Genomic DNA, 26316 nt, shown 5'->3' on the forward strand with positions numbered 1-26316 from the left:
CAGCTATAACAACTACCTGTCGCCAATAGCTATGGAGCAACAGGCAGCGTGATCACCGTAATCGGTGTCCGGCAAAACTTGACCAGAACACCTTGCCGGCGATAGGGCCCTTGAATGTTACTCGGGCGGCAAGACCAACCGTTGCCCGGCCATCAACAACGACAACCGCGACAATCCTGTCCACGGCGATCCTTCGGCTTGCCCTTTGATCTGCGCATCGATGCGCTGGGCATCCTGCAGCAATTGCGCCCAACGCTGTGCGGAAAGCCGTTGCAGGGCCTTGCTGACCAACGGTCGACGCTTGTCCCACACCGGCGGCCGGGCCTGGCTGAAGGCCTTGTCCAGCGGCACGCCCTGGCTGAACTGTTGGGCCAAGCCAGCCAGCAGCCGCAGTTCACGGGCAAGCGCCCAGAGGATCACCGGTGGCTCGACCCCTTCGCCACGCAGGCCCTCGAGCATGCGCAGGGCATGCGCGGCTTCGCCATTGAGAATGGCATCGACCAGGCCGAAGACATCGAAGCGCGCACTGTCGGCTACGGCGCCCTGGACCGTTTCCACGGTGATCTGGTTGCCCTCGGCAAGCAGCTTGAGCTTTTCGATTTCCTGGGCAGCGGCCAGCAAGTTGCCTTCTACCCGCGCGGCGATCAGGTCGACCGCATCGCGTTGCGCAGAAAGGCCAGCCTGGGCCAGGCGCTGGTTGATCCACTGCGGCAACTGCTGGGCATCCACCGGCCAGATCTGGATGAACTGGCAGTGAGCGCCTTCGATCAGCGCCTTGCCCCACTTGGTCTTCTGCGCGCTGCCATCGAGCTTGGGCAGGCTGATCAGCAGCAGCGTGTCTTCGGCAGGCCTGGCGCAGTATTCCATGAGCGCTGCAGCGCCCTTGTCGCCGGGCTTGCCGGACGGCAACCGCAGTTCCAGCAAGCGGCGCTGGGCAAACAGGGACAAACTGGCACCGGCCTGGAGCAGGGTGCCCCAGTCGAAGTTGGCGTCGGCACTGAACACCTGGCGTTCGTCGAAACCTTGCTGGCGAGCAGCATTGCGGATGGCGTCGGCGGCTTCCTGGCACAGCAGCGGGTCGTCGCCGCTGACCACGTAGACCGGGGCCAGGCCACCTTGCAGGTGCTTGTTAAGTTGGGCGGGGGCGAGTTTCATGGGAAACAGGCGGGGCACCGAAGTGCCCCGCACGGGCTTACTGGCCCGGGATTTCCAGTGGAGACTGTTGAGGCGTTTCCGCCTGCTGGCGGCGCGCGGCCTCCAGTGCCTCGGCTTCGGCCTTGGCGCGTTCGTCGGCCTTGCGCTGCAGCTCGTCCAACTGAGTTGGCGTCAGGACCTGCAGGCGCGCGACCATCGACTGCACCAGGTCGCGACGCATTTCCGTGCGTGCCTGGGTGGCTTCCTGGTCGGAACCTGTGATGTTGGAGCTGTCACGCACGTAGATCTTGCGTACTTCAACCTTGTCGTTGAGCAGTTCGAGGTTGTTCAGGCCCAGAATGCTGTACTTGAGCGTGGTGGTGAGCTCGTATTCGGCGGTACGGCTGCCGCCACCGTAACTGGCGGCACGCTGATTTTCCTGTTCGTCGGTCAGCACCAGGCGGTAAGGCGCGCCTGCGTGGACGTTGACGCCGCTATGCTCCAGCACCTGGCGCAACTGAACCACCGTCTGGCCGTAGGCGTTACGCGCGCTGACGTCCATTTCCTTGATGCTCAGTTCGTTGGTGCCGGTGCCGCGCAGCTGGAAACCGCAGGCGCTGAGCATGATGGCCAGGCCCATTACCAGCAGATTGCGTTTGATCATGTTGTTGCTCCCTTGTGGGCCGATACCGCCCACCCGCATTGGCTGCGGGTGGGCGTTGCCATCAGTTGGCGACGATGTTGACCAGTTTGCCCGGTACCACGATGACCTTGCGGATGGTCAGGCCATCGATGAAGCGCAGGACATTCTCGTTGCTGCGGGCGGCGGCTTCGACTTCTTCGCGGCTGGCAGCGGCAGGCATCTCGACCTGGCCACGCAGTTTTCCGTTGACCTGTACCACCAGGGTAATGGTGTCCTGCACCAGCGCTTGTTCGTCGACGCTTGGCCAGGTGGCATCGATGACCGACTCGGCGTGGCCCAGCGCCTGCCACAGTGCGTGGCTGATGTGCGGGGTGATCGGCGCCAGCAGCAGGGTGACGGCCTCCAGGCCTTCCTGCAGCAGGGCACGGTCTTGCTCGCTGGCCTGCGGCGCCTTCTCCAGCACGTTCATCACGGTCATCACCTGGGCGATGGCGGTGTTGAACTTGTGGAACTGGCCGACATCGGTGCTGGCCTGCTTGATCGCGGCGTGGATAGCCCGGCGAATGACCTTCTGCTCGTCGCTCAGGGCGGCGATGTCCAGTTTCCCCGGCAAGCCTTGGCTGACGTGGCCCTGGGCCAGGCGCCAGACGCGGCGCAGGAAGCGGCTTGCGCCTTCGACGCCGGAGTCGGACCACTCCAGGCTCATGTCGGGCGGCGAGGCGAACATCATGAACAGGCGGCAGGTATCGGCGCCGTAGGCTTCGATCATCGACTGTGGGTCGACGCCGTTGTTCTTCGACTTCGACATTTTCTCGGTGCCACCGATTTCCACCGGCAGGCCGTCGGTCATCAGGCGTGCGCCAATGATCTTGGCCTTGGCATCCCGTTCCACTTCGACGTCGGCCGGGTTGAACCATTCACGGCCACCATTGCTGGCGGTGCGGAAGTAGGTCTCGGCGACCACCATGCCTTGGGTCAGCAGATTCTTGAACGGCTCGTTGGAGGTGACCAGGCCTTCGTCACGCATCAGCTTGTGGAAGAAGCGTGCATACAGCAGGTGCAGGATCGCGTGCTCGATACCGCCGATGTACTGGTCGACCGGCAACCAGTGGTTGGCCGCTTTTGGATCGACCAGGCCCTTGTCGTAGTTAGGCGAGGCGTAGCGGGCGAAGTACCAGGACGACTCGACGAAGGTGTCCATGGTGTCGGTTTCACGCTTGGCCGCGGTGCCGCATTTCGGGCAGTTGCAGTCGTAGAACTCAGGCATGCGCGCCAGTGGCGAACCGGCGCCGTCCGGCACCACGTTCTCCGGCAGCACGACCGGCAGTTGGTCTTCCGGCACTGGCACGTCGCCGCACGACGGGCAGTGGACGATCGGGATCGGGCAGCCCCAGTAGCGCTGGCGGCTGATGCCCCAGTCGCGCAGGCGGAACTGGGTGCGCGACTTGCCCAGTTCCTTGCGGATCAGGGCAGCTTCGATAGCGTCGAACGCACCGGCGAAGTCCAGGCCGTCGAACTCGCCAGAGTTGATCAGCTGGCCGTGCTCGCCGTAGGCGGCCAGCCACTCGCTGCCGACTTCATCGCCAGCGCTGGTGCGGACCACCGCCTTGACCGGCAGGTTGTACTTGTGGGCGAACTCGAAGTCGCGCTCGTCGTGGGCCGGCACGGCCATCACGGCGCCATCGCCGTAGTGCATCAGCACGTAGTTGGCGACCCATACCGGCAGCTTCTCGCCGGTCAGCGGGTGCTCGACCAGCAGGGAAGTGGCCATGCCCTTCTTCTCCTGGGTGGCCATGTCGGCTTCGGCGACGCTGCCGCTCTTGCACTCGTCGATGAACGCCTGCAGCGCCGGGTTGCCCTGGGCAGCCTGGGTGGCCAGCGGGTGTTCGGCGGCCACGGCGACGTAGGTCGCGCCCATCAGGGTGTCCGGACGGGTGGTGAAGACTTTCAGGGTGCCTTCATGGCCGATGCTCGCCTGGTCGTACGGGAACTGCACTTCCATGCCGCGCGACTTGCCGATCCAGTTGCGCTGCATGGTCTTGACCTGCTCAGGCCAGCCCGGCAGCTCGTCGAGGCTTTCCAGCAGCTCGTCGGCGTAGTCGGTGATGCGGAAGTAGTACATCGGGATTTCGCGCTTCTCGATCAGCGCGCCCGAACGCCAGCCGCGGCCGTCGATGACCTGCTCGTTGGCGAGCACGGTCTGGTCGGCCGGGTCCCAGTTCACGGTACCGTTCTTGCGGTAGATGATGCCTTTCTCGAACAGGCGGGTGAACAGCCACTGTTCCCAGCGGTAGTAATCCGGCTTGCAGGTAGTGACTTCACGTGCCCAGTCGACGGCCAGGCCCAGGCTCTTGAGCTGGGTCTTCATGTAGTCGATGTTTTCGTATGTCCACTTGGCCGGGGCGACGTTGTTTTTCATCGCCGCGTTTTCCGCGGGCATGCCGAAGGCGTCCCAGCCCATCGGCTGCAGGACGTTCTTGCCCAGCATGCGCTGGTAGCGGGCAATCACGTCGCCGATGGTGTAGTTGCGCACGTGGCCCATGTGTAGCTTGCCGCTCGGGTACGGGAACATCGATAGGCAATAGTAAGTGTCTTTGCCTGGCTGTTCGGTAACAGCGAACGATTGTTGCTCGTCCCAGAACTTCTGGGCGGCGGCTTCGATATCACGGGGCGTGTATTGTTCGTGCATGGCTACTTTTTGGCTGAGAGATAAGAGACCTTGTTCCAGGCAGCGGAACCTCGCTGCGTCCGGCACTCCGGTGTCGTGAGGGTGAACGCCGTAGCATACAGCAGCGCCGCGTATCGTGGGAAACCCTGATTGCGAATGGCCGCTGGTCGCTGCAACCGGCTGCTTTTTGCAGCGACGCTAAGCTCATGTGTGGGGGGAGATATTCTTTATCTTCAATGAGGTGAACGGATGGGAGAGACGCAGCTACCCGCAATCAAACCGGAGCTTTACGAACGCCTGATCGACCGTCTTGGCCTGGCACTGGAAGTCGCCAGAACTTCGGTGCGATTACGCGACGAGATGCCAGCCGAGCTGGAGTTGCGTGGCCTGAGCCATGCAGAGTTCGAAGTGATCAAGGCCTACCTGGATTCCCTCCCGGAACGCCGAAATGCCTGCGCCGGTACTTACCCAAAAGCGGAACCGAGCACGGCAAAGATCATCTGGCTCAAGGACAAGCAACGCCCCGCCAATACGGCGAGATCCAGGACGCTGCCGCATCGCTAGCCGTTCAGGACGCCAGGCGCAGGCCATCGCGCGCCGGTTCTTCTACACACTTCTCACGATCGGCGCCTGCCGCCTACTTGTTGGCTGGCGCCGATCCTCTTAGGCTGCACGCCGTCCATGGAGGTGTAGCCGATGCCAATTCGATACTTCATCAAGCAATGGTTGATGCCGCCGGGCGTCCTGTTCCTGCTGTTGCTGCTTGCCTGGTGGCTGCGCGCACGGCGGCCCCGGCTGGCGGCGTTGTGCTTTGCGCTGGGGCTGGGCGGTTTGTGGCTGATGAGCCTGCCGCTGGTGGTGCAGCAGGCTGCTCGCCTGCTGGAGACCGAACCCGCCGTGCCGGTGAACGAGTGGGCGGGCCTGGCGGGCAGGGCGGACGCGATCGTCGTGCTGGGAGCGGGGCGCGAGCGCGGTGACCCGGCCTGGGGTGGTGCCGACCAACCCACCGCTACGGCGCTGGAGCGCATGCGCTTTGCCGCAGCGCTGGCCAAGGCCTCGGGCTTGCCGGTGCTGACCAGCGGCGGGCTGCACTTTGGCACACCGCCGAGCGAGGCGCGGCTGATGGCTGACCGCCTGCGTGAGGATTTCGCTGTCGAGGTCAAATGGCAGGAGGGCGCTAGCCGCACTACCTGGGAAAACGCCCTGTTCAGTGCCCAGATTTTGCAGCCGCTGGGGATTCGCCGAGTGATCGTGGTCACCCAGGCCTGGCATATGCAGCGCTCGCGCTGGAGCTTCGAGCGCGCGGGTTTCGAGGTGGTACCTGCGCCGGTGGGGTTCCTAGGGCGCGATCATGCGCGGCCGTTTGGCGGGTTGCTGCCGGAGAGTCGGGCGATGTGGCAGAGCGGACAGTTGCTTAATGAAGCGGTGGGGTTGGTGGGGTATCGGTTGTTTTATTGAGAGTTGTATTGCCTGTACCGGCCTTATCGCCGGCAAGCCGGCTCCCACAGGTACGGCACAGCTTTCGAATCCTGTGCTGTACCTGTGGGAGCCGGCTTGCCGGCGATGAGGCCAAAACAGTCAACTTCAAACGGTCTTGGCGATACGCCCCGCCAGCAGCGCCCACCCCAGCAGCAGCACACAGACGATCGCCAGCGGCCACGAGCGCCATTGCAGATAAGGCGTCAGCTGCTGCATCGGCACCACTTCCCCATACAGCACCGCCCGCTGGAACTGCGGCACTTCGACGGTGATCTTGCCAAACGGGTCGATCAAGGCGGTCACACCGTTGTTGGTGGCCCGAATCATCCAGCGCCCCGCTTCAAGCGCCCGCATCTGAGCCATCTGCAAATGCTGCAGCGGGCCGATGGAGGTGCCGAACCAGGTGTCGTTGCTGATGGTCAGCAACAGGTCGCTACGCGCGGCAAGGCCTGCGGCGAACTCTGGGTAGACCACCTCGTAGCAGATGTACGGGGCGATCTGGTAGCCCTTGGCCTGCAGCAGCGGCTGGTCTTCAGGGCCACGGGCAAAGTCCGACATCGGCAGGTTGAAGAACTCGATCAGGCCGCGGAGCATGTCCTGCAGCGGCACGTACTCGCCGAACGGCACCAGCTTTTGTTTGAGGTAGGTGCCGTCGCCTTCGCCGGTGACGGTGATGCCGTTGTAGTAACGGCGCTGGTGGTGCACCACCTCACGCACGGGCACGCCGGTGATCAGCGCCGAGTGGCGGTCGGCGGCAAAGCGGCCCATCACATCGATGTAGCCCTGGGCCTGATCCTTGAGGATCGGCACCGCCGTTTCCGGCCAGATCAGCAGGTCCACCGGCTTGGAGCTGAAGCTCATGTCGCGGTACAGGGCCAGCTGCGCATCGATATGTGCCGGGTCCCATTTCAGTTCCTGCTCGACATTGCCCTGCAGCGCGGCGACCTTCAGCGGATCGCCAGCGGGCTTGGTCCAGGCGTGGCCTTTGAGGGCCATGCCCACCACCCACGGCGCCAACAGCAGCGCGACGCCTACGGCCAGGAACGACGGGCGGGCGCGCAGGCGCTGCAGGTTGCACAGCAGTGCCGCGCTCAATGCCAGGGTAAACGAGATCAGCCACACGCCACCGAGTGGCGCCAGGCCGGCCAGTGGGCCGTCCAGCTGGCTGTAACCGGCATACAGCCAGGGGAAACCGGTCAGGAACCAGCCGCGGAACGCCTCTTGTAGCAACCACAGGGCCGCGAAGCACAGGGCGTCGGCCAGGGGCGCTTCGTTGCGTCGCAACCAGCGCGCCCAGAGCCAGGTGGGCAGGGCGAAGAACCAGGCCAGGGCGGCGAAGAACGCCAGAAGCAGCACGATGGCCAACAGCGGCGAGGCGCCGCCGTAGGTGTTCATGCTGACGTAGATCCACCAGGTGCCGGCACCGTACAGACCGAAGCCGAACCACCAGCCGCGCCACATGGCCTGACGCGGGCTGAGCTCGCGCAGGCCGAGGTAGAGCATGGCGATCGATAGCAAGGCCAGCGGCCAGATGTCGAATGGCGCCAGGGCCAGGAGGGTAGATGCGCCGGCCGCCAAGGCCAGCAGGTTACCGGGCCAGCCGGGGCGGGTGATCCAACGCATGTTTGTCCTTAGCGGGTGATCGGTGTCAGGCGCAGCAAGTGTATCCGCCGGCTGTCGGCGTTGAGAATACGGAACTTGTAGGCGCCGATCTCGGTGGTTTCGTTGCGCTTGGGCAGGTGGCCGAAGGCGCTCATCACCAGGCCGCCAACGGTGTCGAATTCGTCGTCGGAGAATTCGCTGTCGAAGAACTCGTTGAAGTTCTCGATCGGCGTCAGGGCCTTGACCAGGAAATCGCCGCTGGGCAGTGGCTTGATGTAGCTGTCTTCCTCGACATCGTGCTCGTCTTCGATGTCGCCGACGATCTGTTCGAGCACGTCTTCGATGGTCACCAGGCCCGCCACGCCGCCATATTCGTCGATGACGATGGCCATGTGATTGTGGTTGGCGCGGAACTCGCGCAGCAGCACGTTCAGGCGCTTGGACTCCGGCACGAAGGTGGCCGGGCGCAGCAGGTCCTTGATGTTGAAGCTGTCGCCGTTCTCCTTGAGGATCAGCGGCAGCAGGTCCTTGGCCAGCAGGATCCCGAGCACATCGTCATGGCTTTCGCCGATCACCGGATAGCGCGAGTGCGCGGCGTCGATCACCGCTGGCAGGAACTCGCGAGGCGACTGGGTAGCCTTGATGCTCATCATCTGCGAGCGCGGGACCATGATGTCGCGCACCTGCAGGTCGGCGACCTGGATGGCGCCTTCGACGATGGTCAGCGCTTCGCTGTCGAGCAGCTTGTTCTGATGGGCTTCGCGCAGCAGCTCCAGTAGCTGCTGGCGGTTTTTCGGCTCATGGGCAAAAGCCTGGGTCAGTTTACCCAACCAGGACTTCTGCCCGTTGCTCGATCGATCTTCGCTCATGGCGGTTCTCGTGATCCTTGGTGTATCAGTGTGTGATTGATTCGGTTTCATCGTCGGCATACGGGTCAGGGTGACCCAGTTCTGCCAGCAATTCCCGTTCCAGCGCTTCCATTTCTTCGGCCTCATCGTCCTCGATGTGGTCGTAGCCGAGCAGGTGCAGGCAGCCGTGGATGACCAGGTGTGCCCAGTGCGCTTCCAGCGCCTTGCCCTGTTCGGCGGCCTCGCGCTCGACCACTGGCACGCAGATCACCAGGTCGCCCAGCAGCGGGATATCGAGCAGTTCGTCGGGCACGTCGGCAGGGAAGGACAGCACATTGGTCGCGTAGTCCTTGTGCCGGTAAGTGTGGTTGAGCTCGCGGCCTTCGGCTTCGTCGACCAGGCGAATGGTCATTTCCGAGTCGGCGGTGCGCTGGCGCAAGGCCAGCTCGCACCAGCGGCGGAAGGCAGCGTCATCCGGGGCAGCGGCATCCGTGGCCCGTTGCAGGTCAAGTTCAAGCATCTTTGCCGGGCGCCTCGGGGTTGGCCTGGCGTCCCTCGAAGCGGTCGTAGGCTTCGACGATACGCTGCACCAGTGGGTGACGAACCACATCTTTGGGTTGGAAGTGGGTGAAGCTGATCCCCGGAACGTCCCGCAGGACCTCGATCACATGGGCCAGGCCCGACCTGGTGCCGCGGGGCAGGTCGACCTGGGTGATGTCGCCGGTAATCACCGCGGTGGAACCAAAACCGATGCGGGTGAGGAACATCTTCATCTGCTCGAGCGTGGTGTTCTGGCTTTCGTCGAGGATGATGAAGCTGTTGTTCAGGGTACGACCGCGCATGTAGGCCAGCGGGGCGATTTCGATGACCTGGCGCTCGATCAGCTTGGCCACGTGTTCGAAGCCGAGCATTTCATACAGGGCGTCGTACAGCGGGCGCAGGTACGGGTCGATCTTCTGCGCCAGATCGCCGGGCAGGAATCCAAGCTTCTCGCCAGCCTCGACCGCCGGGCGTACCAGCAGGATGCGGCGGACTTGCTCGCGCTCCAGGGCGTCCACGGCGCAGGCCACGGCCAGGTAGGTCTTGCCGGTACCGGCCGGGCCGATGCCGAAGTTGATGTCGTTGGCCAGGATCTCCTTGACGTAGCGCTGCTGGTTGACACCGCGCGGGCGAATGTTGCCCTTGCGCGTGCGCAGCGAGACGCTGACCTCGTTGACGGCCGGGTTGTCGATGTTCTCGACGGTCGACTCCTGCAGGTACAGGTGCACGGTCTCCGGCGACAGCTCGGTGGCCTTGGCTTCGCGGTAGAGGCGGCGCAGCAGTTGCTCGGCAGCGGAAGTGGTCTTGGGTTCGCCGATCAGCTCGAATTGATTGCCGCGGTTGCGGATCTCGATAGCCAGGCGTTGTTCGATCAGGCGCAGGTGCTCGTCGAACTGGCCGCACAAGTTGGCGAAACGGTGGGCCTCGAAAGGTTCGAGGATGAAGCGATGAGGTTGTATGGGTGCGTTCAAGGTCGTTTTTAGCCGCTCGACGGCAATGTAGGTGAACTCAAGAATAACCCTTGAAGGGCAGTGGTGAAAGCACTGAAACGTTCAACGGTAGTGCAACCTGTGCGGGCCTCATCGCCGGCAAGCCGGCTCCCACAGGTACAGCACCGCGCTTCAGGCCTGTGCTGTACCTGTGGGAGCCGGCTTGCCGGCGATGAGGCCAGTACGGGCAGCCCAGCTCAACAGGCCTGTCTGCTATGATGCGCGACTTTTCTTACGCATGTGTTATCCCGCCCACCATGAGCAAACGCGAACCCGCCATCTATAAAGTGATCTTCCTCAACCAGGGGCAGGTCTTCGAGATGTATGCCAAGCAGATCTACCAGAGCGACCTGTGGGGTTTTCTGGAAATCGAGGAATTCGTCTTCGGTGAGCGCACCCAGGTGGTGGTCGATCCGAGCGAGGAAAAGCTCAAGAACCAGTTCGAAGGCGTGATCCGCAGCTTCGTGCCGATGCATTCGATCGTGCGTATCGATGAGGTGGAGCGCCTGGGGACGGCAAAGATCAGCGAGGCCAGGGGGGGCGGCAATGTCATGCCGTTCCCGGTGCCGATGCCCGAGAAGTGATCAGGGGAGGGGCGAGAACGGCGTGCGCCCTTCGGCGCTCTGCAGTTCCAGCAGGTATTTGCGGAAGATCTGGCCGAGTACCTGGGTGGCATGCTCCAGCTCGTCGCGGGGCATTTGCTCGGTCACTTCGTCGGCCATGTCCAGCGCATCTTCTGCGCCGTTGACCGCGGCCATCTTCAGCAGGATATAGGCCTGCACGTTGTTGGCCTTGACCCCTTCGCCATGAAAGAACATGGCACCGAGGCGGTACTGGGCTTCGGCATGGCCTTGCAGCGAGGCTTTCTCGAACCAGTCCAGGGCCTTTTTCAGGTCCTTGGGCGTTTGCGTGTAGTAGTACTCACCCAATTCGAACTGCGCCTGGGCATCCCCGGTCGTCGCCGTCTGTTCGCATGCCTTGAGGGCATTTTCCAGGTCTTCTGGCTGAACATTGAGCGTGCAGCGGCCCGTTGCCGGAATCAGCAACGAGTTACCGCCCTCCGCCAGGGCCAGCAGAGGCGAAAGAAGCAACAGGCAGCCCAAGGTCAGGGCGCGGCCGGTGCGGTTCATGGGGATCGACTTACCTCTGCAAAGCTGCGGCCAATGTCTCTGGTGGCACATTATGGGATAAGCAGCGCCAACCTTACAAAGTTTTACTCGAATTTCTGTGTTGGTGGGGAAACTTGCTCATGGCTGAAGGACTTTTATTGCCCTGACCGGCCTCGTCGCCGGCAAGCCGGCTCCCACAGGTACCCCACATATTTCAGTAACTGTGGGTCATCTGTGGGAGCCGGCTTGCCGGCGATGAGGCCGGTACAAGCGCCAAATTACTTCAGTTTGGCAAACGCCCGCTCAGCCGCATCCAGGGTGATCTGCAGCTCTTTTTCGCCGTGAGCGATAGAAGTGAACCCTGCCTCGAACGCGCTCGGTGCCAGGTAAACCCCGCCTTCGAGCATCAGGTGGAAGAACCGCTTGAAGCGCTCGGCATCGCTGGCCATCACGTCATCGAAGGTGACGATGTCGTCGGCACCGCTGAAGTACAGGCCGAACATGGCACCTGCCTGGGTAGTGACGAACGGTACGCCAGCGGCATCGGCGCGCTGCTGCAGGCCATCGAGCATGCGGCTGGTGTAATCGGTCAGCTCGGCATGGAAGCCTGGGCGGCTGATCAGCCTCAGGGTGGTCAGGCCGGCGGCCATGGCCAGCGGGTTACCCGACAGCGTGCCGGCCTGGTAGACCGGGCCGAGCGGGGCGATGCAACCCATGATCTCGCGCTTGCCGCCGAAGCAGCCGACCGGCATGCCGCCACCGACGATCTTGCCGAAGGTCGACAGGTCCGGCTTGATGCCGTAGTAGCCCTGGGCGCCACCGAGCGAGACGCGGAAACCGGTCATCACTTCGTCGAAGATCAACACCACGCCGTGCTTGTCGCACTGCTCGCGCAGGCCTTCGAGGAAGCCCGGTGCCGGGGGAACGCAGTTCATGTTGCCGGCCACGGGTTCGACGATGATGCAGGCCACGGTCTGGCCGACCTCGGCCAGGGTCTTCTCGACCTCGGCGATGTCGTTGAACGGCAGGGTCAGGGTGTGCTTGGCGAAGTCCGCCGGTACACCGGCCGAGCTCGGTACGCCCTGGGTCAGCAGGCCCGAGCCGGCCTTGACCAGCAGGCTGTCGGAGTGACCGTGGTAGCAGCCTTCGAACTTGATGATGGCGTCGCGGCCGGTGTAGCCACGGGCCAGGCGAATGGCGCTCATGGTCGCCTCGGTACCCGAGCTGACCATGCGCACCATTTCCATCGACGGCACCAGCGAGCAGACCAGGTCGGCCATCTCGGTTTCCATGGCGGTCGGTGCGCCGTAGGACAGGCCGTGCTGCAACTGGTTGCGCACTGCATCGAGCACGTCCGGGTGGCCGTGGCCGAGGATCATCGGGCCCCAGGAGCCGACGTAGTCGACGTAGCGCTTGTCGTCTTCATCGACTACATAGGCGCCTTCGGCATGCTTGAAGAACAGCGGGGTGCCACCCACGCTCTTGAAGGCGCGGACCGGCGAGTTGACGCCGCCCGGGATGTGCTTCTGGGCTTGGGCGAACAGGGTTTCGGAACGGGACATGGGATCTTCTCTCGAAATCAGGAAGCGAACAGGGCGTTGAAGGCGCGGGCGCGGCGGGTGACTTCCTGCGCGCTGTCGGCACCGAACAGGCCATGGATCACCGCCAGCAGGTCAGCGCCATGGGCGACCAGCGGGGCGGCGTTGTCGAGGGTGATGCCGCCGATCACGGCGATCGGCAGTTTGACCTCGGCGCGGGCCTGCTCCAGCAGCTCGACATTGGCGGCGGGTGCGCCCGGCTTGGTCACGGAATTGAAGAAACGGCCAAAAGCCACGTAGCTGGCGCCTTCACTGGCGGCCTGCCGGGCCAGGTCGAGCTGGGCATGGCAGGTCGAGCCGATGATGGCCTGGCGGCCGAGCAGGGCACGGGCCGGGGTCAGCGGGCCGTCGGTCTGGCCCAGGTGAACACCGACGCCCAGGCGCGCGGCCAGCTCGGCATCGTCGTTGATGAGCAGCTGGGTGCCGTAGCGCTCGCACAGCTTCATCAGGGCTTCAGCCTCGCGCAGGCGACGGGCAGCGTCGTCACTTTTGTCGCGGTACTGCAGCAGGCACACGCCGCCTTCCAGCGCCGCTTCGACATGGGACAGGAAACGGCCGGCGAGCAGCTGGCTGTCGGTGATCGCGTACAGACCGCGTAGCTTCATCTGAAGGCCTCGTATCAGGAGCAGAAGTCCAGGGGCAGGCGGCGCGGGACGAACTGGCCTTTGCCCAGTTGTTCTGCGTCACGCAGGGTGCGCCAGGTGTAGTCCAGGGCGCTGCGTACTGCGCTTTGCAACTGCTCGCCCAGGGCCAGGCGGCCGGCCAGGGCGCTGGCCAGGGTGCAGCCCGAGCCGTGGTAGCTGCCGGGCAGGCGCTGGCAAGTCCAGGTGTGGCTTTGGCCGTCGCGGCTGTACAGGCGGTTGTGGATTTCGTCTTCGTCGCCGTGACCACCGGTAATCAGCAGGTGTCTACAGAACGGCAACAATTTTTCTGCACATTCGTCTGCCGTACCTTCAGGCAGCTCGGCGAGGATGCGTGCTTCGGGCAGGTTCGGCGTGGCGATGGTCGCCAACGGCAGCAGGCGTTCGCGCAAGGCATAGCCGACTTCGTCCTTGCCCAGGCGGCCACCGCCACCGGCACGCAGTACCGGGTCGCAGACCAGCGGCAGGTGCGGGTGGGCAGCCAGCAGTTCGGCGACGGTGTCGACCATGTCGATCGAACCGAGCATGCCTAGCTTGACGGCAGCGACCCTGGAGTCGGCCAGCACGACGTTGGCCTGGGCCAGCACCCACTCGCGGTCGAGCACGCGGAAGTCGGAAACATTGACGGTATCCTGCACGGTCAGGGCGGTCACGGTCGGTGCGGCGTGACAGCCTTGGGCGATCAGGGCTTCGATATCTGCCTGCAGGCCGGCGCCGCCACTTGGGTCGTGGCCGGAGAGACAGAGGACAACGGGGCGGGAGCTGTAGGTATTCATGGTCGGCGAGCTTACCACCAATCCCATTTGTGCGGATCGTCCTACAAGCGAGATTTGTTGATCATGCGGTCAGCTTTAATCGTTAATATTGTCTGAAAGCATTGCCCTAGAGCCTTTTCGTTAAAAAACGAGGTGCCCCATTGCGACGCTTGAAAGCTATGTTAGAGTGCGCGGATAACTCGACAAACGGGCGCTGCTGGATTTCGTCGTCTCACAAGGATCAGTGGCCATTGCGACGCAACCGGACAGGCCATGCTGGGGCTGTATGCGCTATTTGCTGATTGTGCTTCTAGGTTTGCTGCCCGTGCTGGCCACTGCGGTCGAATTCAACGATGCCACCCGGTACCTGCCGCTGGGCAAAACCATGCAGGTTTATGAAGACCGCGATGGCAGTGCCAGCATCGCTCAAGTCAGCGCACCCACCTTTGCCAGTCGTTTTCGCACCCACCACGAAGACGTCCTTAATGCGGGCTATTCGACTTCGGTGTTCTGGCTGAAGCTCGACCTGCACTACCTGGCCTCTGCCAACGCCTCGCCCCGCCCATGGCTGCTGGAGCTGGCCTACCCGCCACTGGATCACCTCGAGCTGTACCTGCCCGGCAGCGATGGCGTCTATCGCCTGGCCCAGCGTACCGGTGATGCGTTGCCCTACGACAGTCGGCAGATCCGCCAGAACAACTACCTGTTCGAATTGCCCATGCAGCCTGGTCAGGCAACCACGGCCTACCTGCGTTTGCATAGCCAGGGCTCGGTGCAGGCGCCGCTGGCGCTGTGGTCTGCCGAGGCTTACCTGGAAGAGCAGCCCACCCGACTGTACGTGCTGGGGATGATCTATGGCGTGTTGCTGGTGATGCTGGTGTACAACCTGTTCATCTTCATCAGCGTGCGCGACGTCAGTTATCTCTATTACATCCTCTATATCGCCTCGTTCGGCCTCTATCAGGTGTCGGTCAATGGCGCTGGCGTGGCCTACTTCTGGCCGGACAGCCCTTGGTGGGCGAACGCTGCGACGCCGCTGTTCATTGGCGCGGCAGGTTTGTTCGGTTGCCAGTTTGCTCGCCACTTCCTGCGCCTTGGCCAGATCAGCCGGGGCTTGGATCGCTTGCTGCAGCTGTTGATGCTGGGCGGCGTGCTGGTCATGGTGCTGTCGGTGAGCATGCCCTATGGCATTGCCCTGCGCATGGCCACGGTGCTGGCGTTGTTGTTCACCGTGAGTATTTTTAGCGCAGGGCTGTACGCCTGGAACCGGGGCTTGCGCGTGGCGCGCTGGTTCATCATTGCCTGGACGGCGTTCCTGCTCGGAGGGCTGGTCAACACCTTGATGGTGCTGGGCTACCTGCCGAACGTGTTCATCACCATGTATGCCAGCCAGCTCGGTTCGGCACTGGAAGTGGCGCTGTTGTCACTGGCCCTTGCCGACCGCATCAACAGCATGCGCGAACAACAGGCGCAGACCCTGCGCGAGACCGGGCGCACCCTGGAGCAACTGAACCAGCAACTGGCCAGGAGCAACCTGCTCAAGGACGAGTTCCTCGCCACCGTCACCCATGAGTTGCGCACGCCGATGAATGGCGTGATCGGCTCGCTGGAATTGATGCAGACGTTGCCCATGAGCGCCGAAATGGCCCAGTACCAGCGCACGGCGGTCGGCTCGGCCCAGGACATGATGGGCATGGTCGACGATATCCTCACACTGACCGAACTGCAGGCGGGCCGCCTGCGTGCGCAACCTGCACCCTTCAGCTTGCGCCGCATGCTCCAGGAGCTGCGCGCAGGCCACGCCGGCACGGCCCTGGGCAAAGGTCTGTACCTGAGCCTGGACATCCCCGCCGAGCTGCCGGACGAGCTGCTGGGGGATGCGCAGAAGTTGGCCCGGTGTCTGTGCTGCCTGGTGGACAATGGCCTGAAGTTCACCCACCAGGGTGGCGTGATGGTGCAAGTGCGCGGGCGCCGCCTGGGGCCGGACAGCCTGACCCTGACCTTCACCGTGAGTGACAGCGGTATCGGTTTCGATGACCTTGACCAGGCGATCCTGTACCAGCGGTTCTTCCAGGTCGATGGCTCGATGACCCGGCGTTATGGCGGGCTGGGCATCGGGCTGTCGATTTGCCGGCAGATGGGCGAACTGCTCGATGGCAGGCTGTCCCATGAATCGACGCGGGGGCTGGGTAGCCGGTTCGAGTTGACCCTGAATGTGGCGATTGCACAGATACAGATGCCGCCAGGTCGGGCGGCGTCGGGGGCGATCCGTTTTTGACGGCCTGCGCCACCCCAGGCTTAGTCATATTTGTCACTTTGACTGACTGACAGGGAGTGCTTCACTGGGGCTTTCAGGCATACCCGGCACGGAGCTCCCGATGAACCTGCACCAGTACGCTGAAACCCACGAAGTCACCAACCAGCCGCCGTCACTCGATGGCGCCAACCTGTACCGCCTCGATGTGCCGCTGCAGGAGTGGTCGCGGCGCTTCGGCGCCGGCTGGGCCGAGTCGCGGATCGATGCCTACGGTGCCTTGGCCGGCGGACCGCTGATGGCGGCAGGCTTCCTGGCCAACGCGCACAAACCGCAGTTCAGTAGCCATGACCGTTATGGTCATCGGATCGACCTGGTGGAATTCCACCCCGCCTACCATGAATTGATGCGCACAGCCGTCGAGCACGGCCTGCCGTCGTTGCCCTGGGCCGAGCCACGGGCTGGCGCCCACGTGGCCCGGGCGTCGATGACCTACCTGCACAGCCAGGCCGAAGCCGGCACCGGTTGCCCGCTGACCATGACCTTCGCCGCCGTCCCCGCGCTGCGCTTGCAGCCGGAGCTGGCCGAGTACTGGCTGCCGAAGATCCTCGCCCGCGAGTACGACCCGCGCAATGTCGGCGACCGGCACAAGGCCGGGGTGACCATCGGCATGGCCATGACCGAGAAACAGGGCGGCACCGATGTGCGCGCCAATACCACCCGCGCCTACCCGGTCGGTACGCCCGGCCCTGGCCAGCCCTATGAACTGGTCGGGCACAAGTGGTTCTGTTCGGCACCGATGTGCGATGCCTTCCTGACCCTGGCCCAGACCGACAAAGGCCTGACCTGCTTCCTGCTGCCGCGTCATCGCCCGGACGACCAGCGCAACCAGTTCTACATCCAGCGCCTGAAGAACAAGCTTGGCAACAGCTCCAACGCCTCCAGCGAGGTGGAGTTCCGCGGTGCCCTGGCGTGGATGGTGGGCGAGGAGGGACGCGGCGTGCCGACCATCATCGAAATGGTCGCCATGACCCGCTTCGACTGCATGGTCGGCTCCAGCGCCCTGATGCGCCAGGCCTTGACCCAGGCCACCCACCACTGCGCGCACCGCAAGGTCGGCGGCCGGCTTTTGAGCGAGCAGCCGCTGATGCAGAACGTGCTGGCCGACCTGGCACTGGAGAGCGAAGCCGCCTTGGCCTTGAGCCTGCGCATGGGGCAAGCCCTGGAGCAGCTCGACGACCCGCAGCAGGCGCATTTCTCACGGCTGGTCACGGCGGTGGGCAAGTACTGGATCTGCAAGCGCGCGCCCGCGATGATCAATGAGGCGGCCGAATGCCTCGGTGGCGCCGGCTATGTCGAAGACAGCATCCTGCCGCGCCTCTACCGCGAGGCGCCGGTCAACTCCACCTGGGAAGGCTCCGGCAACGTGCAGTGCCTGGATGTGCTGCGGGCGTTGTCCAAGGAGCCGGGCGTGCTGGATGCGCTGTTCGCCGAGCTGGGCGATGGGCATGGCGATCCTCGGCTGGCGGCGCACATAGGCAACCTCAAGGGGGCATTTGCCGACACCAGCGATATCCAGTACCGGGCACGGCAGCTGACCGAGGACATTGCCGTGGCCTTGCAGGCCAAGTTGCTGCTCGAAGCGGGTAACACGGTGGTGAGCGATGCGTTCATCGGCAGCCGTCTGGCAGGCGGCGGGCGTGTGTACGGGGCGTTGCCTCGCGGGGTGGATGTCGAGGCGCTGGTGGCGCGGGCTACGCCGGGCTGAGGGCGCTATCGCCGGCAAGCCGGCTCCCACAGGTACGGCACAGTTTGCAAACCCTGTGGTGTACCTGTGGGAGCCGGCTTGCCGGCGATGAGGCCCTCCAGACCACCGGGGATGTATTTGCCATGAAACGCAGGCAAGATGTTCCCATGCATGTCCAGACAGGAAGCTTAGTGTGAGCCACGCTTTTGTAGTCGTTGATACCCCCGAACAGGCCGTCGATCGTCTGGCGGCCCTGCATGAACAGGCCACCGGGGCCCTGAGCCAGGCCCTCAAGCGTTACCTGAAGGACCGTACCGAGCCGGACGCCGATGAGCGCGCCTTGTACCGCTACCCGGCGCTGCGCCTGACCTACTACAGCCACGGCGAAGTTGCCGCTACCACCCGCGCCTATGCCAAGGTCCAGGTGGCGGGCACCTACAGCGTCACCGTCACCCAGCCTGCGGCGTTCCGTGGCTACCTGCTCGAACAACTGCGCCCGCTGATGCATGACTACACGGTGACCGTGGAAGTCGGCGTCAGCGAACAGAACATCCCGTACCCCTACGTGGTCGACCAGGGCGATGAGCTGGCCGGCAGCGGCATCACCGCCGCCGAGCTGGCGCGGGTGTTCCCCAGCACCGACCTGTCGGCCGCTACCGACAACATCGCCGACGGCCTGTGCGACTGGGGCAGCGCCGAAACCCTGCCGCTGGCGTTGTTCGACGCCGCCCGGGTGGATTTCTCCCTGCGCCGCCTGGTGCACTACACCGGCAGCGACTGGCGCCACATGCAGCCGTGGATCCTGCTGACCAACTACCACCGCTATGTCGACCAGTTCATCAGCCACGGCCTCGAGACCCTGCGCGAAGACCCACGTTTCGTGCGCATGGTGCTGCCAGGCAACGTCGAGATCGAAAAGGGCATGGACCACGGTGAAGCGCAGGCCCTGGTGGCCAGCGTGGTCTGGCACCGCTACCAGATGCCGGCCTATCACCTGATCGCCGCCGATGGCGACGGCATCACCCTGGTCAACATTGGCGTCGGCCCGTCCAACGCCAAGAACATCACCGACCACCTGGCTGTCCTGCGCCCGCACTGCTGGCTGATGATCGGCCACTGCGGCGGCCTGCGTCAGTCGCAGACCATCGGCGACTATGTTCTGGCCCACGCCTACATGCGCCGCGATGGCATCCTCGACCGCGTGGTGCCGCCGAACATCCCGATTCCCGCCCTGGCCGAAGTCCAGCTGGCGCTGCAGGAAGCGGCGGCGCAGGTGACCGGCGAGCGTGGCGAAGAGCTGAAAAAACGCCTGCGCACCGGCACTGTGCTGACCTACGACGACCGCAACTGGGAGCTGCGCTGGGCCCAGGAACGGCCGTTGATCAACCTGTCGCGCGCCGTGGCAGTGGACATGGAAAGCGGCACCATCGCCGCCCAGGGCTATCGCCTGCGGGTACCCTACGGCACCTTGCTGTGCGTGTCCGACAAGCCGCTGCACAGTGAAATCAAGCTGCCCGGCTCGGCCAACGCCTTCTACAATCGCGCTGTCAGCCAGCACCTCAAAATCGGCATCGCGGCGCTCGATCTGCTGCGCACCGAGCTCAATTCGCTGCACTCGCGTAAACTGCGCAGCTTCGACGAGCCGCCGTTCCGCTGAGGATCCATGTCACTGCCACCCCGTTCCAAGCCGCGCCGCCCCCAGGCGCGGCCTGCCGGCCCAAGGCGCCAGCCCAAGGCGCCACCGGCCGAGCCACGCCTGATCCTGTTCAACAAACCGTTCGACGTGCTGACCCAGTTCAGCGACGGTGAAGGGCGCGCAACGCTCAAGGATTACATCGATATCCCAGGCATCTACCCGGCCGGGCGGCTGGACCGCGACAGTGAAGGCTTGCTGTTGCTGACCAACGATGGCCAGTTGCAGGCGCGCATCGCCGATCCCAAGCACAAGCTGGCCAAGACCTACTGGGTGCAGGTGGAAGGTGAACCGAGCGATGAGCAGCTAAAGCGCTTGCGCGAGGGCGTCGAGCTCAATGACGGGCCGACCCTGCCTGCCGAAGCACGGCGTCTCGAAGAGCCCGAGCTGTGGCCGCGCAACCCGCCGGTGCGGTTTCGCAAGAGCGTGCCGACCAGTTGGCTGGAGCTGGTGATTCGCGAGGGGCGCAACCGCCAGGTGCGGCGCATGACGGCGGCGGTGGGGCTGCCGACCTTGCGCCTGGTGCGGGTGCGGATCGGCGATTGGGCGCTGGATGGGTTGGAGCAGGGGTGTTGGCGCGAGGTGCCGGCAAGGCTGTAACGCTCAGGGGTCTCATCGCCGGCAAGCCGGCTCCCACAGGTACCCCTTAGCAATTGAGGCTTGTGGGGGCTTTGTGGGAGCTGGCTTGCCAGCGATAGGGCCCGAGAGACCGCTAAACCCCTTCCAGAAACCCCACCACCACGCTCTTGATGATGAAGGCCAGTACCCCCAGGCCCAGCACGAAGAACAGGATCATCGTGCCGAAGCGCCCCGCCTTGGACTTCTTCGCCAGGTCCCAGACGATGAAACCCATGAAACCGATCAACACGGTCACCAGGATGATCATCATCCACTCTTCAAATACGGCGGGATCCATCTGAGTTCTCCAGGCAGGCTGAGCGGCCGATTATACGCCGGCCAGCGAAAGCAGTTAGCGAAGGTGGGTCAAAGGCAGTTCGGTACTCGCCAGCACCTGGTTGAGCACGAAGCTTGAACGCACGCTGGTGACGCCTTCGATGCGGGTCAGGCTGCCTAGTAGTAATTTCTGGTAGTGATCCATGTCCGGTACCACCACCTTCAGCTGGTAGTCGGCATCCATTCCGGTGACCAGGCTGCATTCGAGCACCTGCGGCAGGTTGCGAATGGCGGCCTCGAAGGTCTCGAAGCGTTCCGGGGTGTGCCGGTCCATGCCGATCAACACATAGGCGGTCAGGCTCAGCCCGAGTTTCTTGCGATCGAGCAGGGCGACCTGACGCGAAATGTAGCCGTCGTCTTCCAGTTGCTTGACGCGACGCGAGCAGGGTGAAGGCGACAGGCCGATGCGCTCGGCCAGCTCCTGGTTGGAAATGCGGGCGTCGCGCTGCAATTCGGCGAGGATGCTCAAGTCATAGCGGTCAAGCTTGCTCATGGGAAAGGCCTTTTCTGTTCGGATTGCTGCGAATTATCGATCCAGGGTTAAAAATTGCGCAAGGGCTATTTATCTGAGCAATTTTCGCAATCCTCTGCCGCCACCTCTCCCGTAAAGTTAACCCCAGAATCACTGCCCGGACATCAGTCCACGGCGACGCGCCCTAGGCGGGCGGTCGCGGCCAGCGCTCCAACAGGAGCCGCCAGGCCCCCGGGCTACACACCGTCCAGAAGACGGGGTGAGGTGAGCCGGCGCCACAAGCGCCGAGCACGGACGACATTTTCCAAAGGGAGGCCCAGCGGCCTCCCTTTTTTCATGTCCGCGATTTCACCTGCCGGTGCGCGACAGGCGCGGTAGACTCGCAGCAAGCCGTTTTCTTTACCGCGAGGAACAACATGAAGTCGCGCATCTGGCCCTTGGCAGGTGTTGGTCTGCTGGGTTTGAGCATCAGCCTCGGGGCCCTGGCCCAAGGCCCGGACGAAGGGCACGGCGGGCACGGTGGCAATGGCCCGCATGACCCCAATGGGGTAGCCACGGGCAGCTCGCCATTGAACTCGCGTGACGAAGTGCGTCAGACCCAGCCCCCGCGACAAGGCTATTACCAGGACATTCCTCGGCGTCCGGGCGGCGACTGGCAAGGTCGCCCCGACGGCCATGGCAATGGCTGGGGGCCAGGCCCGCAGTATCGCCCCGGGCATACCATCGATCAGTTCCCCGACCGTTACTGGAAGGTACCGTACCGCGGGCAGGACTACTTCTACTCCGGGGGCTACTGGTATCGCCCGCACGGCGGCAACTACGTGGTAGTGGCGCCGCCCTATGGTGTGCGGGTCGGTTACTTGCCGCCCTATGCGCGTGAGGTCTGGGAAGGAGGGGCGCTGTACTTCCTGGTGGCCGACACCTATTACCAGTACCTGGCCGATACCCAGGAATACGTGGTGGTCAACCCGCCCGCCATAGCGCCTTCAGCGCCAGCCGTGGCACCGCCAGGCAACGCCTATGATGTGGTGGCCTATCCGATGTACGGGCAGGGCCAGGAGCAGCAGGACCAGGACCGCTACCAATGCCACCGCTGGGCAGTGAGCCAGTCGGGCTTCGATCCGGCGACGGCGACCTATGCGCCTGCGGCCAACATTGCCGACACCTACCGGCGGGCCCTGGGCGCCTGCTTCAGTGGGCGTGGATACAGCATCAACTGAGGTTCACACAGGGTCGGCATGCACCAGCACATCCGCCTTTGGATAACGCTGGCGGATGACGTGCGATGCCTGGACGCACAGGGCATGTGCCTGATGCAAAGGCAGCTGCCCTGGCAGTTCCAGGTGCAACTGAACGAACCACTGGTTGCCTGACACCCGTGTACGCAGGTCATGCACACCTTTGACGCCGGGGATGGCCAGCACCAGTTCGCGCATGCCCTCGCCGATATCGCCCGGCAGTTCCTTGTCCATCAGGATCGCCGTGCTCTCCCGGGCGATCTGCAGCGCACTCCAGAGGATGTACAGGGCAATGCCCAAACCAAACAGCGCGTCCAGTTGCGGCCAGCCAAAGCGCGCCAGCAGCAATGCCAGCAGGATGCTGCCATTGAGCAGCAGGTCCGAGCGATAGTGCAGTGAGTCGGCCCGCACGGCGGTCGATCCGGTCAGGCGAATGACTTTGCGCTGCAGGGCCAGCAGTGCCAGGGTCAGCACCAGCGAAAGCAGCATCACACCGATGCCGATGGCCGTGTCACCCAGCGGCTGCGGTGCCTGCAGCCGCTGCGCCGCCTGAACACCGATCAGCACCGCGCTGACGCCGATGAACAATGCTTGGGCCATGCCCGCCAACGCCTCGGCCTTGCCATGACCGAAGCGATGGTCGTCGTCTGCCGGGCGCAGTGCGTAGTGCACGGCCAGCAGGTTGAGGAACGACGCGACCGCATCCAGGGCCGAGTCGGTCAGCCCCGCCAGCAGGCTGACCGAACCGCTCAGCCACCAGGCCACGGCCTTGCTCAGGACCAGAATGCTGGCCACCGCCAGCGAAGCACGGGTGGCCAGGCGCAGCAGGCGTTGGTGTTCGGCCGAGGTGGTCATGCCGTGGTGGATGTCCTTGTACGGTTCAGGCCGCCGGTGCCAGGCCCAAGGCCGCCAGTTGCTCGACGCTGCCACGGTGCTGGATCAGCCGCGGGTCGTTCAGCGGCAGACGCTGGCCCAGTTCGCTTTCGAGAATGGCCTGGAGCTTGAGGTTGTCGACTGTGCCATCAGGTTTGACGGCTTCACGCAGTTTTACCGGGTCGACCTGGGCGGAGCGCCCGCCTGGGTAGTAGATGGCGCCCGTGGCGAAGTCGATGCCAAAGGCGATCAGACCCGGGATCACGTAGAACAGGATGCCGATAGCATCCATCGCGGCAACCACGGGGTCGATCTTGCCGCCGATCTGGCCACGGCGATCTGGATAGAAAATCGTGCCACAGGCCGTCAGCTGGGTCAGCAGGGTGACGACGAGGACGCCACCAATGACGCGGGATGTGTTGCGCATGTAGATCTCCGAAAAGGTGTTCAGCAGGGCAAGCGAAGCGCCAGCACCTGATGCTAAGACCATGATAGAGCAGGCTGGGTTCGCCGTTATACTCGCGCGACTGTTCGAGGACCACCATGATCTCATTACCCATTGATGCCGCCTTGCCCGCCCTGCGCCTGGCGCTGGAAAACCGCGACGAAGCCGTGCTTGAGGCACCGCCCGGCGCCGGCAAGACCACCCGGGTGCCGCTGGCGCTACTGAATGAGCCTTGGCTCGCCGGCCAGACCATTCTCATGCTCGAACCCCGGCGCCTTGCCGCGCGCGCGGCGGCCGAGCGGCTGGCCAGCGAGCTGGGCGAAAAGGTTGGCGAAACCGTGGGTTATCGCATCCGCCTGGACAGCAAGGTAGGCCCAGGTACGCGCATCGAGGTGGTCACCGAGGGGATTCTCACCCGTCGCCTGCAAAGCGATCCTGCGCTCGAAGGCGTGGGCCTGGTGATCTTCGACGAATTCCACCTGCGCAACCTCGACGCCGATCTGGCCCTGGCACTCACGCTCAATGGTCGTGAGCTTTTCCGCGACGATGCGCCGCTCAAGGTCTTGCTGATGTCGGCCACCCTTGAGGGGGAGAGGCTGTCGCGCTTGCTGGACGATGCCCCGATCGTGACGAGCGAGGGCCGGATGTTTCCGGTCACGACGCTCTGGAGCAAGCCTCAGCAACCCGGTGAACACATCGAACCCAGGGTCATTGGCGCTTGCCTTGATGCGCTCGCGGAGCAGAGCGGCAGCGTGCTGGTGTTCTTGCCGGGGCAGGCGGAAATCCGCCGGGTTGTGGCGGGGCTGCAAGAAAGCCTCAACGCCTCTGCGTCGTTGCAACGGGATGTCCTGCTCTGCCCGCTGCATGGTGAGCTCGACCTGAATCAGCAGCGAGCAGCGATCGACCCCGCGCCGCCCGGAAAACGTAAAGTGGTGCTGGCCACCAACATCGCCGAGACCAGCATCACCATCGATGGCGTGCGCGTGGTGATCGACGCCGGCCTTGAGCGTGTACCGCGATTCGACCCGCGCAGCGGGATGACCCGGCTCGACACCCAGCGGATTTCCAAGGCCAGTGCCACGCAGCGTGCAGGCCGTGCCGGACGACTCGAGCCCGGTGTCTGCTATCGGTTGTGGTCTGAAGCGCAGCACGATCAGATGGCAGGTTTCAGTGCCCCCGAAATCCAGCAAGCAGACCTCACGGGCCTGGCACTGCAGTTGGCCAAATGGGGCGTCCGACCGAGCGAACTGAGATGGCTGGATTCGCCACCCTCGGCGGCTTATGCCCAAGCGTGCGATCTGCTTCGTCGCCTGGGTGCGCTGCAGCAAGACGGGCAACTCACCCGGCATGGCCAGGCGATGGCGGAGCTCCCCAGCCATCCGCGCATCGCCCACCTGTTGCTGCGTGGCCATGAACTGGGGTTGACGCAGACCGCGTGCGACATTGCTGCCTTGCTCGGCGAGCGGGATATCCAGCGCGGCGGCGGAGCGGACCTGCACAGCCGGCTGGCCATCTTGTCCGGTGAGCAACGCGCTCAACGTGGCGAACAGGGCGGCGCGCAACGCGCGAAGCAGCTATCCAGGCAATATCGCGCGTTCTTGCGCGGGTCGGCATCGCAACCGGTCGCTGATCCGGATCATCCAAGGTGGGTGGGTGCCCTGCTGGCACTGGCTTACCCTGATCGCGTTGCCCAACAGCGCCGCGCGGGGGGCGCGGACTACCGTCTGGCCAATGGCCGTGCGGCGATGTTCACCGAGTCCGACGCGCTGATGAAGCAGGCGTGGCTGGTGGTGGCCGATCTCGGCAGCCGGCAGGGTCAGCGGGAAGAGCGGATCTACCTGGCAGCTGAACTGGACGAAGTGTTGTTCGACACCGTCCTCAAGGAACAGGTCAGCCAAGTGGATGAACTCGATTGGGATGATCGCGAGGGTGTCCTTCGGGCCGAACGGCAGCGGAGGGTGGGAGAGCTCGTCTTGTCCAGTGCGCCGTTGGCGAACCTGGACGACGAGGCACGCGTGCAGGCGCTGACCCACTACGTTCGGCGCAAAGGGCTGGCGCTTCTGCCCTGGACGCCCGAGCTGCGTCAGTGGCAGGCGCGCGTTGAGCTGATGCGCGTGCTGGATGAAGAAGCGGGTGTCGCGAGCGAGTGGCCCGATCTGCGTGACGAGGTATTGCTTGAATCGCTGGAAGCCTGGCTGGGGCCGTACGTGGGCAGCGTCACGCGGCTCAGTCATTTCGGCCAGCTTGATCTCTCCTCCATCCTGCGCAATCTGCTGCCTTGGCCATTGCCGCAGCAACTCGAAGCTCAAGCGCCCCAAACGTTATCGGTGCCGTCAGGTTCGAACATTCGAATCGACTACAGCGAGCGACCTCCCGTTTTGGCCGTAAGGCTTCAGGAGTTGTTCGGGCAGGCCGACACGCCACGCATTGCCAATGGCCGCCAGGTGCTCAAGCTGCATCTGCTGTCGCCTGCTCGACGTCCGGTACAGGTGACCCAGGACCTGGCGAACTTCTGGAAGTCGACCTACGGCGAGGTGAAGAAGGATTTGAAGGGGAGGTACCCCAAGCACTTTTGGCCGGACGACCCGTTGGTGGCGCAGGCCACCGCCCGAGCCAAGCCGAGGGGCACCTGAA

Annotated in this window: 24 protein-coding genes; 9 read left to right on the forward strand and 15 right to left on the reverse strand. The window is 64.0% G+C overall.

What is annotated here, in order from left to right; translation table 11 throughout:
- Positions 1–117: 117 nt before the first annotated feature.
- From holA to leuS, 3 genes are all read right to left on the reverse strand, one after another.
- Complete coding sequence (gene holA, locus ACIPZB_RS22060; RefSeq protein WP_008100482.1) at positions 118–1155, reverse strand: DNA polymerase III subunit delta; 1038 nt, start codon at positions 1153–1155, stop codon at positions 118–120.
- Between the two features lie 37 nt (positions 1156–1192).
- Positions 1193–1798: an LPS assembly lipoprotein LptE gene (gene lptE, locus ACIPZB_RS22065; RefSeq protein WP_400642640.1), complete on the reverse strand. Its 606-nt coding sequence runs from the start codon at positions 1796–1798 to the stop codon at positions 1193–1195.
- 61 nt (positions 1799–1859) lie between these two features.
- Positions 1860–4466, reverse strand: a complete 2607-nt coding sequence (gene leuS / locus ACIPZB_RS22070; RefSeq protein ID WP_400642641.1) for a leucine--tRNA ligase — start codon at positions 4464–4466, stop codon at positions 1860–1862.
- A gap of 228 nt (positions 4467–4694) precedes the next feature.
- Between leuS and ACIPZB_RS22075 the strand changes: the two genes are divergently transcribed.
- Positions 4695–5009, forward strand: a complete 315-nt coding sequence (locus tag ACIPZB_RS22075; RefSeq protein ID WP_400642642.1) for a hypothetical protein — start codon at positions 4695–4697, stop codon at positions 5007–5009.
- 132 nt (positions 5010–5141) lie between these two features.
- Complete coding sequence (locus ACIPZB_RS22080) at positions 5142–5903, forward strand: YdcF family protein (RefSeq protein WP_400642643.1); 762 nt, start codon at positions 5142–5144, stop codon at positions 5901–5903.
- A gap of 126 nt (positions 5904–6029) precedes the next feature.
- Here ACIPZB_RS22080 and lnt read toward each other — a convergent pair whose 3' ends face one another.
- From lnt to ACIPZB_RS22100, 4 genes are read right to left on the reverse strand one after another with little or no spacing between them, the layout of a single operon-like run.
- The gene (gene lnt, locus ACIPZB_RS22085) at positions 6030–7547 is read right to left on the reverse strand and encodes an apolipoprotein N-acyltransferase (protein WP_400642644.1); all 1518 of its coding nucleotides are present in this window, start codon (positions 7545–7547) and stop codon (positions 6030–6032) included.
- Positions 7548–7555: 8 nt separating this feature from the next.
- A complete protein-coding gene (locus tag ACIPZB_RS22090) occupies positions 7556–8395 on the reverse strand; it encodes an HlyC/CorC family transporter (RefSeq protein WP_008099804.1) in 840 nt (279 codons plus the stop codon).
- 25 nt (positions 8396–8420) lie between these two features.
- Positions 8421–8894 (reverse strand): rRNA maturation RNase YbeY, encoded by a 474-nt coding sequence (gene ybeY, locus ACIPZB_RS22095; protein ID WP_400642645.1) that lies wholly within the window; start codon positions 8892–8894, stop codon positions 8421–8423.
- Entirely contained in the window at positions 8887–9885 is a 999-nt protein-coding gene (locus ACIPZB_RS22100; protein ID WP_400642646.1) for a PhoH family protein, read from the reverse strand. Before ACIPZB_RS22100 ends, ybeY begins: the two co-directional genes overlap by 8 nt.
- A gap of 275 nt (positions 9886–10160) precedes the next feature.
- On the opposite strand from ACIPZB_RS22100, the gene ACIPZB_RS22105 reads away from it, so the two are divergent.
- Positions 10161–10487, forward strand: coding sequence for a DUF1820 family protein (locus ACIPZB_RS22105; protein WP_400642647.1), 327 nt, complete (start codon positions 10161–10163; stop codon positions 10485–10487).
- Here ACIPZB_RS22105 and ACIPZB_RS22110 read toward each other — a convergent pair whose 3' ends face one another.
- The 4 genes from ACIPZB_RS22110 to ACIPZB_RS22125 all read right to left on the reverse strand — a co-directional run bounded on the left by ACIPZB_RS22110 (position 10488) and on the right by ACIPZB_RS22125 (position 14027).
- On the reverse strand, positions 10488–11033 hold the full coding sequence (locus ACIPZB_RS22110; RefSeq protein WP_008101205.1) for a tetratricopeptide repeat protein: 546 nt from the start codon (positions 11031–11033) through the stop codon (positions 10488–10490). It lies immediately after the preceding gene.
- Between the two features lie 257 nt (positions 11034–11290).
- Positions 11291–12574, reverse strand: a complete 1284-nt coding sequence (gene hemL / locus ACIPZB_RS22115) for a glutamate-1-semialdehyde 2,1-aminomutase (protein WP_400642648.1) — start codon at positions 12572–12574, stop codon at positions 11291–11293.
- Between the two features lie 17 nt (positions 12575–12591).
- A complete protein-coding gene (thiE, locus tag ACIPZB_RS22120) occupies positions 12592–13215 on the reverse strand; it encodes a thiamine phosphate synthase (RefSeq protein ID WP_008092871.1) in 624 nt (207 codons plus the stop codon).
- A 14-nt stretch (positions 13216–13229) separates the two neighbouring features.
- Entirely contained in the window at positions 13230–14027 is a 798-nt protein-coding gene (locus tag ACIPZB_RS22125; RefSeq protein WP_400642649.1) for a hydroxymethylpyrimidine/phosphomethylpyrimidine kinase, read from the reverse strand.
- A gap of 265 nt (positions 14028–14292) precedes the next feature.
- On the opposite strand from ACIPZB_RS22125, the gene ACIPZB_RS22130 reads away from it, so the two are divergent.
- The 4 genes from ACIPZB_RS22130 to ACIPZB_RS22145 all read left to right on the forward strand — a co-directional run bounded on the left by ACIPZB_RS22130 (position 14293) and on the right by ACIPZB_RS22145 (position 20300).
- On the forward strand, positions 14293–16284 hold the full coding sequence (locus tag ACIPZB_RS22130) for a 7TM diverse intracellular signaling domain-containing protein (protein WP_400642650.1): 1992 nt from the start codon (positions 14293–14295) through the stop codon (positions 16282–16284).
- A gap of 100 nt (positions 16285–16384) precedes the next feature.
- On the forward strand, positions 16385–18028 hold the full coding sequence (locus tag ACIPZB_RS22135; protein WP_400642651.1) for an acyl-CoA dehydrogenase family protein: 1644 nt from the start codon (positions 16385–16387) through the stop codon (positions 18026–18028).
- A gap of 172 nt (positions 18029–18200) precedes the next feature.
- The gene (amn, locus tag ACIPZB_RS22140; RefSeq protein ID WP_008092863.1) at positions 18201–19664 is read left to right on the forward strand and encodes an AMP nucleosidase; all 1464 of its coding nucleotides are present in this window, start codon (positions 18201–18203) and stop codon (positions 19662–19664) included.
- 6 nt (positions 19665–19670) lie between these two features.
- Positions 19671–20300 carry a pseudouridine synthase gene (locus tag ACIPZB_RS22145; RefSeq protein WP_400642652.1) on the forward strand — a complete coding sequence of 210 codons (630 nt, stop codon included), beginning with the start codon at positions 19671–19673 and terminating at the stop codon, positions 20298–20300.
- A gap of 112 nt (positions 20301–20412) precedes the next feature.
- On the opposite strand, the gene ACIPZB_RS22150 is transcribed toward ACIPZB_RS22145, so the two are convergent.
- The gene (locus ACIPZB_RS22150) at positions 20413–20616 is read right to left on the reverse strand and encodes a DUF2788 domain-containing protein (protein WP_008092861.1); all 204 of its coding nucleotides are present in this window, start codon (positions 20614–20616) and stop codon (positions 20413–20415) included.
- A 54-nt stretch (positions 20617–20670) separates the two neighbouring features.
- On the reverse strand, positions 20671–21147 hold the full coding sequence (locus ACIPZB_RS22155; protein ID WP_003249795.1) for an Lrp/AsnC family transcriptional regulator: 477 nt from the start codon (positions 21145–21147) through the stop codon (positions 20671–20673).
- A 395-nt stretch (positions 21148–21542) separates the two neighbouring features.
- On the opposite strand from ACIPZB_RS22155, the gene ACIPZB_RS22160 reads away from it, so the two are divergent.
- Complete coding sequence (locus tag ACIPZB_RS22160; protein WP_400642653.1) at positions 21543–22346, forward strand: DUF6515 family protein; 804 nt, start codon at positions 21543–21545, stop codon at positions 22344–22346.
- 3 nt (positions 22347–22349) lie between these two features.
- On the opposite strand, the gene ACIPZB_RS22165 is transcribed toward ACIPZB_RS22160, so the two are convergent.
- Positions 22350–23219, reverse strand: a complete 870-nt coding sequence (locus ACIPZB_RS22165; RefSeq protein WP_400642654.1) for a cation diffusion facilitator family transporter — start codon at positions 23217–23219, stop codon at positions 22350–22352.
- Positions 23220–23244: 25 nt separating this feature from the next.
- Positions 23245–23664 (reverse strand): polyribonucleotide nucleotidyltransferase, encoded by a 420-nt coding sequence (locus ACIPZB_RS22170; protein ID WP_400642655.1) that lies wholly within the window; start codon positions 23662–23664, stop codon positions 23245–23247.
- 116 nt (positions 23665–23780) lie between these two features.
- Here ACIPZB_RS22170 and hrpB point away from each other — a divergent pair, with 116 nt between their 5' ends.
- Positions 23781–26315 carry an ATP-dependent helicase HrpB gene (gene hrpB / locus ACIPZB_RS22175; protein WP_400642656.1) on the forward strand — a complete coding sequence of 845 codons (2535 nt, stop codon included), beginning with the start codon at positions 23781–23783 and terminating at the stop codon, positions 26313–26315.
- Position 26316 lies beyond the last annotated feature (1 nt).

The sequence above is a fragment of the Pseudomonas sp. NPDC089396 genome, from assembly GCF_044749545.1.
In the GTDB taxonomy this organism is placed as follows: Bacteria; Pseudomonadota; Gammaproteobacteria; order Pseudomonadales; family Pseudomonadaceae; genus Aquipseudomonas.